The sequence below is a fragment of the Odoribacter sp. AF15-53 genome (genome assembly GCF_003479425.1).
Lineage (GTDB): Bacteria > Bacteroidota > Bacteroidia > Bacteroidales > Marinifilaceae > Butyricimonas.
In genome coordinates this window covers 258,674-270,587 of the sequence record NZ_QUHC01000001.1, presented here as the reverse complement: position 1 = coordinate 270,587, position 11,914 = coordinate 258,674, and the positions used below count along the sequence as shown (strand labels likewise).

General features: G+C 45.8%; 10 protein-coding genes. 9 read left to right on the top strand and 1 reads right to left on the bottom strand.

Going from position 1 to position 11,914, the window contains the following annotated elements:
• Positions 1-45: 45 nt before the first annotated feature.
• Positions 46-2,550 carry an NAD-dependent DNA ligase LigA gene (gene ligA, locus DWW52_RS01095; protein WP_233556630.1) on the bottom strand — a complete coding sequence of 835 codons (2,505 nt, stop codon included), beginning with the start codon at positions 2,548-2,550 and terminating at the stop codon, positions 46-48.
• A gap of 242 nt (positions 2,551-2,792) precedes the next feature.
• Between ligA and DWW52_RS01090 the strand changes: the two genes are divergently transcribed.
• The 9 genes from DWW52_RS01090 to DWW52_RS01050 all read left to right on the top strand — a co-directional run bounded on the left by DWW52_RS01090 (position 2,793) and on the right by DWW52_RS01050 (position 11,913).
• Entirely contained in the window at positions 2,793-5,792 is a 3,000-nt protein-coding gene (locus DWW52_RS01090) for a hypothetical protein (protein ID WP_118713634.1), read from the top strand.
• 82 nt (positions 5,793-5,874) lie between these two features.
• A complete protein-coding gene (locus DWW52_RS01085) occupies positions 5,875-6,219 on the top strand; it encodes a DRTGG domain-containing protein (RefSeq protein WP_118713633.1) in 345 nt (114 codons plus the stop codon).
• Positions 6,220-6,231: 12 nt separating this feature from the next.
• Complete coding sequence (locus DWW52_RS01080; protein ID WP_118713632.1) at positions 6,232-6,642, top strand: anti-sigma regulatory factor; 411 nt, start codon at positions 6,232-6,234, stop codon at positions 6,640-6,642.
• A gap of 254 nt (positions 6,643-6,896) precedes the next feature.
• On the top strand, positions 6,897-8,243 hold the full coding sequence (locus DWW52_RS01075) for a [Fe-Fe] hydrogenase large subunit C-terminal domain-containing protein (protein WP_118713631.1): 1,347 nt from the start codon (positions 6,897-6,899) through the stop codon (positions 8,241-8,243).
• Positions 8,244-8,278: 35 nt separating this feature from the next.
• On the top strand, positions 8,279-8,614 hold the full coding sequence (locus tag DWW52_RS01070; protein WP_118713630.1) for a DRTGG domain-containing protein: 336 nt from the start codon (positions 8,279-8,281) through the stop codon (positions 8,612-8,614).
• An 11-nt stretch (positions 8,615-8,625) separates the two neighbouring features.
• The gene (locus DWW52_RS01065) at positions 8,626-9,336 is read left to right on the top strand and encodes a PHP domain-containing protein (protein WP_118713629.1); all 711 of its coding nucleotides are present in this window, start codon (positions 8,626-8,628) and stop codon (positions 9,334-9,336) included.
• A gap of 16 nt (positions 9,337-9,352) precedes the next feature.
• On the top strand, positions 9,353-10,147 hold the full coding sequence (locus DWW52_RS01060) for a hypothetical protein (RefSeq protein ID WP_118713628.1): 795 nt from the start codon (positions 9,353-9,355) through the stop codon (positions 10,145-10,147).
• A 567-nt stretch (positions 10,148-10,714) separates the two neighbouring features.
• On the top strand, positions 10,715-11,098 hold the full coding sequence (locus tag DWW52_RS01055; RefSeq protein WP_118713627.1) for a response regulator: 384 nt from the start codon (positions 10,715-10,717) through the stop codon (positions 11,096-11,098).
• Positions 11,099-11,364: 266 nt separating this feature from the next.
• Positions 11,365-11,913, top strand: coding sequence for an ATP-binding protein (locus tag DWW52_RS01050; RefSeq protein ID WP_118713626.1), 549 nt, complete (start codon positions 11,365-11,367; stop codon positions 11,911-11,913).
• Position 11,914: the final 1 nt, after the last annotated feature.

Here is an 11,914-nt window from a genome sequence, read left to right as displayed (position 1 = left end):
AAGCATTTCTAAAAACTCAAAAGAGTATTTTCATATTCATGAACTTTAAGAACTCATCAATGTATTAAACTCTTTTTCGGTCAAAATGGTTACATTTAGTTTCTGCGCTTTTTGCAATTTACTTCCGGCATTCTCTCCGGCGAGCAGATAAGTTGTCTTGTTTGACACGGAATCACTAACTTTTCCCCCCGCTTTCAAAATAATTGCCTTAAAGTGTTCCCGCGGCAACGAGAGAGTTCCGGTAATCACGAAAGTCGTTCCGGCCAATTTATCGGATTCACCTTCCTCCTCTTGTATCGTTCCGCTTATACCATATTGCAAAAAGCGTTCCAACATGGCCCGATTTTCCGTTCTTTCAAAATACCGGATCACACTTCCCGCCATCTGATCCCCGATATCTTCGACCTCTGTCAACTGTTCGAATGTCGCATCCATCAATTTCCGGACCTCTTTAAAATGCCGGGCCAAATTGCGGGAGGCCGTCTCCCCGATATAGCGAATTCCCAGAGCATTAATGAATTCCGGTAAATTTCGCTGTTTCGATTTCTCTATTCCCGCGATCAAATTATCCACCGATTTCTCCTGCAAACGATACACGCTTAACGTGTTCATCTTCCGGATAAATTTTTCTTTTCCCTGCAAAAAACGATACACCCGTTCCGCATCATCACGTGACATTTCGTCAGTCTCCGCGATCTCGTCCAGCGTCGCCGTGTAAAGTCGATAGATATAATCGAACTTAACAGACAACAATTCAGCCTTGTGCAAATCTATTCCGGGAATATCCAAAGCATAAATAACCACGTCCAACGGGAGCATATCGACCTCTCCGGCCTGTTTCAACCGCTCCAGCGGCTCGTTGAACGGCATCCGGAAATACTCCAGAATCTTGTTTATATTTTTGTCCCGGTCACCAGGGAACTGCAAATTGGCAATCCCCGCCAGTTCTTCCTTCGTGGCCATTGATAGCTTTATCAAGCTACCAAAATATTCTGCCAGCACTTCCGCATTTTTGGCAGATATATTTTTCATCCCGATTTCAAAAGCATAAATAACCTTTGCCAACGGGATACTGGTCATCACGTAACTTTCCGGGTATAGAATTTTCTCCAGACCGATCAATTCTTCTCTCCTACCGGGTAACGTGTAAATATCCGCGATATCCCGGATAACCCCCTTGGTCAACAACAAATCAATCGTCTCACTTCCCATTCCCTCGATATCCATGGCCTTACGACTCACGAAATGCTCCAGCTTCCCGGCAATCTGCGGGGGACAATGATCCTCGTTCGGGCAATAGTGATTAGCCTCTCCCTCGTTACGAATCAACAACGTGCCGCATTCCGGGCAATGCGTGATAAATTCGATAACCGGAGCATCAGGCATCCGCTTTTCCACGTCCACGCCAACAATTTTCGGGATAATCTCCCCACCCTTCTCCACGTACACCATATCGTGCAAATGCAAATCCAACTCCCGGATAATATCCTCGTTGTGAAGAGAAGCCCGTTTCACGGTAGTTCCCGCAATATGCACGGGTTCAAGATTCGCCACCGGAGTAATGGAACCGGTACGCCCCACCTGATAATCCACGCTCAACAAACGGGTTTCAACTCGTTCTGCCTTAAATTTATAAGCCACGGCCCAACGAGGCGATTTCGCCGTGTATCCCAACTGTAACTGTTGCTTGATACTATTCACCTTAATCACGATCCCATCAATCGGAACCGGCAAATTCTTCCGTTCCGCGTCCCATTTGTGAATAAAATCAAGAATCTCATCTATATTATGACACAACTCCATATAAGAAGGAATGTTGAACCCCCATTCCCTGGCTTTCATCAGGTTCCCATAATGCGTGGATGTCAGGGCGATCTCCCCCGGCACGTAATATAAATAGCAATCCAACTGACGCTTGGCCACTATCGAAGAGTTCTGTAACTTCAAGGTTCCCGCCGCCGCGTTACGAGGATTGGCAAAAAGCGCCTCACCCGCCTCCAAACGCTCCTCGTTCAGACGGTTGAACACAGCGAAAGGCATCAAAATCTCACCCCGTATCTCGAATTCCGCCGGGTAATCCTCCCCCTGCATGTGTAAAGGTACAGTCCGTATCGTCCTCACGTTCGTCGTCACGTCATCCCCCTTCACCCCATCACCGCGAGTCACCGCTACCTGTAACTTTCCCTCCTCGTAGCGTAAACTGATAGAAGTCCCGTCATATTTTAACTCGCAAACATATTCCACCTCATCCCCGCCAATCCCTTTGCGTACCCGCTCGTCAAAATCCCGTATCTCCTGCTCGCTATACGTGTTTGCCAACGACATCATACCGTATTTATGCGCCACCTGCACAAACTCGTTTGTCGTATCATTTCCTACCCGCTGAGTAGGCGAATTCGGATCAAACATTTCCGGATGTTCAGCTTCCAACCTTTCTAGTTCATGCATCAACTCGTCAAACTTCTGGTCGGAAATCACCGGCGCATTCTTCACATAGTACAAATAGTTATAATACTCCAACTGCTTTCTCAGCTCAACAATTCTATCCATCATAGTTTCAAGTTACAAGTTACAGGTTACAAGTTAAAATTCCAGTCTTACAAGCTCCAAGTCAAAATTATAAACTCGATCATCCAGGCCATAAACCTGTAACTTGTAACCCCGATAGGAGAAGAGATTCCATCTCTTTTCCTGTCGTGTACAAAGATAATCGTTCTTGATTGAGATTATGGGAAAAAAATAATTATTTTAGCGGAATAATTTCATAAAAAATAAACTACAAGCTACTACACATGGGACACAAACATATCTCAACTTCCGTAAATGCCCTGATAATCGGCATACTGCTCTCGTTCATCTTCATCACTCCCGGAAAGGCTCAATTTGTAGACCTCGGACAAGACCCGAGCAGCGTACGCTGGCGACAAATCAAGACCGATAACTTTCAAATTATATACCCCGATTTCTTCGAGAAAAACGCCCAGTACCTGGCCAACATTTACGAGAAACTCTACGCCCACGCCAACACGTTGGGAACAAAAGCCCAAAAGATGTCGATGATCGTCCGGGCCAACGGGGGCGTGTCCAACGGTAACGCGGGTTGGGCCCCCAAGAAAAGCGAACTATACACGGCGCCCCCGCAGGAAGTCAGCGACGCGTGGCTCGAACACCTATGCATACACGAATTCCGCCACATCGTGCAATATGACAGGGTAAACCAAGGCTTCACGAAAGCCTTATACTATATCTTCGGAGAACAAATCACCATGGCAATCATCGGGGTCTACATTCCCATGTGGTTCCTCGAAGGTGACGCGGTAAACTTCGAAACCTCCGTCGGGAAAAGCGGCCGCGGTCGTTCTCCTGAATTTCTCAACGAAATGAAAGCACAGATCACGGAAAAAGGGATCTACACGTATTACAAAGCTGTTCTGGGATCATACAAAGATTTCGTTCCGGATCGCTACACCTTGGGATATTACATGGTAGGCAACAGCCGAATTCACTATGGAACAAGCATCTGGCAAGATGCCCTTACCCGCGTCGGGAAACGTCCTTACGGGATTACACCCTTCGCCCGCAGTCTTAAACTCACCATGAACGAAAAAAGGGATTCCCTGTGGTCATCCAAACATTTTCAATCCCTCTTCATCAACCCGGACAGCGTGAAGAAAGTCAACACCCATTGCGACGCCAAACGAACACTCTACCGGGACAATTTCAGTGAACTTCAGCAAATATGGAAACAAGAATCCGACCAGATCAATCACACGTTCGACACCATCGTGACCACAAATAAACTATACACAAATTACCACTACCCGACACTCACCTCATCCGGGGAAGTCATCGCCTACAAAGAAGGTCTGGCACAAGAAGGAGCCCTCGTGATTCTTCACCCCACGGGCGACGAAATTATCACTCGCACGGGAACCATGTACGACTATAAATTCGCCTACAACGACGCCACCCTGGTATGGTCCGAGTATAAATCACATACGCGTTGGACACACGGGGGCAAAATGGTTCTCGCCAGTTACGACATGCGTCACAAAAAATACCGCCGCTATCCGACACAAGAAAACAGATACGCCCCATTCGCCGTGGGAAGCAACTGGGGATTCGTGGAAGTTGATAAAGAAGATAACGCCTCCCTCGTAATCGTTGACAACACGTTCGAAAAAGAAATCTTCCGGGTAAAAGGCACGGGAGACGAATTATTCGTACATCCATCCTACGACGGGCAAAACAACATTATCACAATCGTGGTCTCTTCCAAAGGCAAACAGATCGAAGCGATAGATATTCACACGGGTAAACGCACCCCGTTAACCGCATTCACGCCTTATGAAATCGACAACCCGATTGTCGTGAACAATCAAATCATATACCGGGGAGCATTCGATGCCAATAACTCGCTTTACCGTCAAACGACACCACAACAATTCGGACACAACGCGCTAACCTCAAAATTCGGCCTGCGCTACCCGATTGCCTCGCCCGACAAAGACTCCATCCTGTTTTCATTCTACACCTCGGACGGGTATAAACCGGGAAAAATAGCGTTCAGCAAACTGGATAACAAACCGATCGAAAACAAAACGTTCTGGATCGCCGACAGCATGACCCGACAGGAAAACTGGCAATTCGAACTGACATCCGACTCCACGTACGCCAGTCGGAAATACAACAAAACCTCACATCTTTTCAATTTCCATAGCTGGGGACCGATATTCCCGGATGCCGATGACGTGGACGTTGATTTCGGACTGGCTGCCAGCTCGCAAAACAAACTAAGCACCTTGTTTCTAACTGCCGGATATGTCCGGGGTAAAGGTTACAAGCACGGGAACTGGCAGGTAAAAGCCACGTACAAGGGACTTTGGCCGATCCTGCAATTGGAATTCAAAAGCGGACGGGACGATGATTTCACGAATGATTACGCCATAAGAATTTCGGGAACTCAACAAATAGACACCGTACGTACCACCTACAAATTCCAACGCACGAAAGGAATCGCCACCGTACAATTCCCGTTCAACATATCCCGAAAAAACTATTATCGGAGTATCACCCCGTACGTGAAATACGAAATACAAGCCTTGACCGGATTTGACTTCAAAAACTTCTACCTATTGGATCACAACCGATGGACACCCATCTCGTCGAATAACCCGTACACCTCCGTGATCGGTAAACCGGAGAACATCAAACTCCAAGTCATGCGTTATGGCCTTATACTGAATAACCAAACCCGGATGAGTTCGCGGGACATCTATCCCCGCTGGGGACAACGCCTTGAAATCGGCTACGAACACACGCCATTCAGCGGGTTGGACTACGGAAACTCAAAATGGGTAGAAGCCCGTTTTTATCTCCCCGGCTTCTGGACACATCACTCATGGACACTCTATTTCGGCCACCAGTTGAAGTCCAGCAAAACACTCAATTACTACGGGAATCAAATCAATTCCCCGCGAGGCATAAGCCTTTCCGGGTATGACTTATCCACCCTCCGGATTTCGTACGCCTTCCCCTTCTGGTATCCCGATGCACACGTGGGACCGATTCTTTACATGAAACGTTTCACCGCGGAACCCTTCTTCGATGCCGGCTGGGAAAAGAACCGTTATCACGACACAACTTTCCAATCATACGGGATAGAAATCTCCGCCGCGACCCATTTTTTCCGTCTCCCGTTCCCGATAAACGTCGGATTCAGAACCGGATACGAAACCAAAAAGAAATCCATGTTCGTGGATATGCTCTTCTCGGTAGCATTCACGATTTAAAAGATTTAAAACAAATCGGATTCCCAAGTTTGAGAATCCGATTTATTTTAATTATCTTAGGAGCAACCAAAAAAACAAACCTATGACTCTAAAAGAAGTTGCCGCGTTATTAAATGCGCGAGTGATCCACGAAAACGGCCATCTCGACAAGGTCATCCGCCATGCTTTTGCCGCTGATTTAATGAGTGACGTCCTCCGGTTGGATACCAGCGAGATGTTACTCATCACGGGACTTGCCAATCTACAAGTGATCCGAACGGCAGAAATGTCTGACATCAGTTTCATTCTATTCGTTAGAGGGAAACAAGCCTCCCCCGATATGGTAGAATTAGCCAAGGAATGTAACATCGCTATCCTACAATCCAAGCAGAGTATGTTCAGAGTCTGCGGGGAACTGTATGAAGCAGGGCTGGAGCCCATCTATTAAAAACAAACATCTATGGAATTCAATTACAACATCGAAGGAGGAAACTTCTCCCGTGCAGGAACCGCTTCAAGCGAGGTCAAGAAAATATTGAAACAACTGAATGTCAATCCCGCGGTACTCAAACGTATCGTGGTTGCCCTCTACGAAGCGGAAGTTAATGTCGTTGCCCACGCTTACGAGGGCACGATGCAAGTATCTATTGATCCCACCGTGATCAAGGTCGTCATTAGCGACCGGGGCCCCGGCATTCCGGACATAGATCTTGCCATGCAGGAAGGATACTCCACCGCCTCTCCCGAAGTCCGGGAAATGGGTTTCGGTGCTGGAATGGGACTCCCGAACATGCAGAAAAATTGTGACGACCTGACCATCGAATCCAAGGTCAACGAAGGCACAAAAGTAACAATGACAACGTATTTTTAACTGCCTGCGGCAGGTTACAAGTTACAAGTTACAAGTTGGGCCTACGACCCTGCAAGTTACAAGTTAAAAATGATTCTATGATTATGAAAAAAGACGTTAGCCTCGTACAGCAGGAATCACCTAATCGGAAATCACTAAATCAAAAAATAAAAATGGCCTTGTGCGGATGGAATCACCTAATCGGAAATCATCAAATCACAGAATTAATTAAATCTAAAATCTAAAATTTAAAATCTAAAATTTAAAATTAATAAATGGAACCGTTTTACCACGCCTTGAAAGTAGCCGGCACCGCTTGCATCGGATGCACTCATTGCATGAGCCTCTGCCCCACGCAGGCCATTCGCATTAAGGGTGGGCTGGCGACGATAAATAAAAATGCCTGCGTCGACTGTGGCAAATGCCTCAAGTCATGCCCGCAGCATGCCATATACGTGGAGCAAGACGATTTCAACCAGATATTCAATTTCAAACACCGCATCATCCTACTCCCGACCGTCCTCTTCGGGCAATTCTCGGAAGAGATCACGGAACAACAAATCTTCGCGGAATTACATCAAATGGGATTTACCGAAGTCATCGAAGTGGCTCAAGCATCGGGAATCCTTGCCGAAGCGATACGCCGCTACATGCAGAAAAATTCTCACGAACGTCCCTTCATCTCGTCATTCTGTCCCGCGATCGTGCGTTTGATCCAGGTACGTTTCCCGTCGCTTATAGATCATATCGTCCCCTTAAAACAAGCCATGGACCTAGCGGCCATTTTCGCCCGTAAAAAATACTTGGACCGGGGAATCCCAACGGAAGATGTCGGTATTTTCTACGTCACCCCTTGCGCGGCAAAGATCGCGGCTGTAAAAAGTCCTGTCGGGGATGACCAATCAAACATCGACGGGGTGATCAACCTAAACTTTATCTACAACAAGATACAACTGGGCCTCACGCAACACCGGGATCAACCCGTACCGACGGTATCCGAGCGCACGTACCTCTCTCCCGAATCCATCGCATGGGACCTCTCGGAAGGAGAAGCCTCCAAATTCGAAGGACGCTGCCTCGCCATCGACGAAATCCACAACGTGATCGACATCCTGGAGAAAATCGAGAATGACGAACTCACGGACATTGATTTCCTGGAACTACGGGCCTGCGACCATTCTTGCGCGGGTGGAGCCCTTGTCGTGAACAACCGCTTCCTAACCATCGAACGTTTACGCAAACGCATGCAGGCCAGCAAACACGTAACGCAACATCCCGAAGCCGATGACATTCAAGAATACGAAAACCACCTGTTCAAACAGGGAAAATTAAGCGGGAAAATCCCCCCGCGCTCCATCGAGCAACTTGATGAGAACATGCTCGTTGCCATGGAAAAAATGGAAAAATTAAACCGTATCATGAGCGTACTCCCCCAAATAGACTGCGGGGCATGCGGTACCCCCTCCTGCCACACGCTCGCGAGAGACGTCGTGCAGGGCAAGGCAAAACTCAATCAATGCGTGTTCATGCAAAAAATCCTCTGCAACGAGGCGTTAATGACACCGGACGAATCCCTTGAACTTTCAGAAAAGACCTGGGGAATAAAAAGATTTGAAAAATAAACAAGACTAATATTCACGCAAACAAACTATAAACTATGACAGTACAAGACATCGTTTCCCAATTAAACCTAAAAATCTGTTCGGGCGAGAAAGGCTTACAACGAGAAATCAAAGGTGGTTACACCTCCGATCTACTCAGTGACGTTATGGGTCACGCACAAGAAGGCGACGTTTGGATTACCATACAGACACATAAAAACGTAATGGCCATCGCTTCCTTGAAAGAAATCGCCGCCATTATCCTGGTAAAAGGACACGTTCCCGAAGAAGACACGCTGGAAGAAAGCAATAATGAAAACATTCCCATACTTTCAACCCCCCTGCAAACCTTCGAAATCACGGGGCAACTTTACAAATTACTCCACCCTTAAGTAACACGCCGATGGAAATCCGGGCCGATCTACATATTCATACCGTGCTATCGCCTTGCGGGGATCTTGACATGAGTCCCGCGAACATCATCGGTATGGCATTACAGAAAGGCCTTTCCATTATCGGAATCTCGGATCACAACTCCACGCTGCAAGCACCCGTGATACAACAACTTGGTGAACAACGAGGCCTTCGCGTGCTTTGCGGAACCGAAATCAACACGGTGGAAGAGGTACATGCGCTGGCCTTTTTCCCCACGCTGGAACGCCTTGCCGCATTCCAAGATTTCCTGGACATTCATCTCCCGGATATAAAAAACAATCCCGACAAATTCGGTTACCAGGTGGTTGTTGACGCCGAAGAACAAATAACTTACGAGGAAGAACGACTACTCATTTCCGCGCTGGACGTGGATATCAACACGATCGAACGCACGGTTCATGCCTTGGAAGGGATCTTCATCCCGGCACACATCGACAAACCCCGTTTCAGCATCCTATCACAACTCGGATTCGTCCCTAAAGATCTGAAATGCGAGGCTTTGGAACTCAGTCCTCACACTACCCGGGAGCAATTCCTGCAACAAAACGCGTACCTGTCCGGCTATAAATTCATACGCTCCTCGGACGCGCATTACGTGGCCGACATCGGGAAAGTATTCACGCTCCTCTCGCTACCCGATCTATCATTCGAGTCAATACGAACGGCCATCACACGTTAAAATCAAATCCCAGTTCATGTTTTTGGAAACCATGTCACCGGAAGCCATCATCAAAGAGGCAAGACGCGATATCACAGCGATAGAAAACCGAAAGGATGCTTTTATCAACGCCCATCGCCGGGATTTCTTATTCGCCAAAAAATTTCCCGTATCTTTCCACATCGAATGGAAATCCCCTCTCACATACAATAAATGGCATATTACAATTATTTGTAACAATAAAAAAGAGCGGGAGAACCCCGATACCTACCATTATGCCACGTACGAAACCCCAAGAGGTACGGGGATTATCTTCCCGATCTACGACATGAACACGAAGGAACTCGTGTTCTGCAAATACACCGCACACTTTTTCAGTCGCTATCGTACTCGCTATCTGGTCCCCAATAACCTTTACTTGCCGGGAATGGACGTGATACGATACTTCGCAGATCACAACTCCAGCTTCTTTTTTCCCCAGACAGACGCGGAAAAAAACTTCACTTGCTGCCTGACGGGAGGCATTGCCCTGGGAAATTACGATAAAACAATCTCGGTATTCCGCACGTTCGTATCACACAACATGTTATTCGAAATGCAGAAAAGAGTCCTGCTCTCCGGTATAGAACACCAACATATACTGGATGACTTCATTAATAACAAACTCCCCAACTCCTACAAAAAATTCTACTTGGAAGGAAGAATCGGAAGAGTTGCCGGACCGGCCCCCGCACCCAAATTATCACTGGAAGACGTGCAATATCTATTGAAAAATAAACCTAAAATCCCGTTATTTTCACCACTCACCGGAAAAATCGAACTGGAAGAATAAGAATATTCCCTTTCATATCCCAACCTACACACCCGATAAACTACACACGATCCCGACAACAGCCAGAGAATTGTCTCATTATCTCCAGGCTTAGCCGCCACTTAACCGCCATCTAGCCGCCATCTAGCCGCCATTTTAACGGACTTTCTTCTTTTCTAACCCAGACAAAATTTTTCTAAAACGAAATAACAATAAATTAATCAAAGAGTTAAAACAAAATAATAAGATTATTCAAAACGAAAGCCTCGCTAGCCCATTCAATATACATCCTATTCCAAAATCTAAAACAAAAAGTCTACCAAGTGGGGCTATTAAAATCCACGAACCACAACTCCCAAAAGACCTCCCTGCAATTAAGCTTATCATAAAAAAGTAATCATACAAATATCAATAAATGAACGTTTTATGATATCGCAAAGATATGGATTTAATTCAACATCCAAATAAAATTTCAACGTTTTTAATAATTTAAATATCAGAGTAAAGCGCTATGTAGCTACACTTTCAAACAGTATATCAAAAAACGAATCATAAAACGTTCATTTTTTAAAACAAGAAAAGGTATAAATGGATAGTCATGTAGCAAGCACGTTACCAAGCAAGAAAATACTTGTTGCCGAAGACAACGAGAGCAATTTTCTTCTAATCATGACAATCTTGAAAAAAGAATATCAGATTATTCACGCTCATGACGGTTTAGAAGCTATTCAAAACTATCAACAATTCGCACCGGACGCCATTCTAATGGACATAAAAATGCCCAACATGGATGGCTTAACCGCTACCCAAGAAATCCGAAAATTAGACACAAGTATTCCCATTATTGTCGTGAGTGCTTTCGCTTTCGACAGTGACAAACAAGAAGCGGCGGAAGCTGGCTGTACTGACTACCTCACGAAGCCCGTGGAACCTTATTTATTAAAAGAAACACTGAAAAAATATCTTCCCTGAAAACAAAATATAATCTTCCCGCAAATACCCTTTTTTCGATATCAGAACAATAAGACCTAGCGAGTTGCAATACGGAATAAATTCTACATTAGAAACAATCTATATAATAAGAAGTTAAAGATGAAATTCTTGTTCTTATTAATAATTTAATTATATTTGATGCGATTTTTCTTGTTATTGAAATCAAATGCCGGGAAAAAACACAAAATTATAAGAATGCGTGATTCTTATTCAAGAAAAAAAAGAGTAAATAATACAGGTGTGGAATGCAAACGTTATCGGACCATATCCTAGATATCGCCCAAAATTCGATCCGAGCCCAAGCCTCTCGTGTCGAAATTAATCTGCAAGAGAATTTGACCAAAGATTCCCTCGTTATCTCGATTAAAGATAACGGTTGCGGCATGGATGCCACCACGCTTGCCAAAGTTACCGACCCTTTTTTCACGAGTAGAACCGTCCGCAAAGTCGGATTAGGAATTCCCTTGTTCAAGCAAAATGCAGAGGCAACGGGAGGTTCTTTGAAAATCGAATCGAAACCGGGAGAAGGAACCACTACCGCGGCAACATTCACGCTCTCGCACTGGGACAGGCCTCCCATGGGAGACATCGCCGGAAGCATCGTGATACTCGTCTCGGCAAACCCCGATATTGATTTTATTTACCGTCATATCACGGAAAAAGGAGTGTACACGTTCGACACGCGAGAAGTAAAAGAAATCATGGAGGGTGTACCCCTTAACGACCCGGAAATCGTTATGGCATTACGACAAATGATCCGGGAAAACATAAAAGAGATTACACAAACAAGTTAAC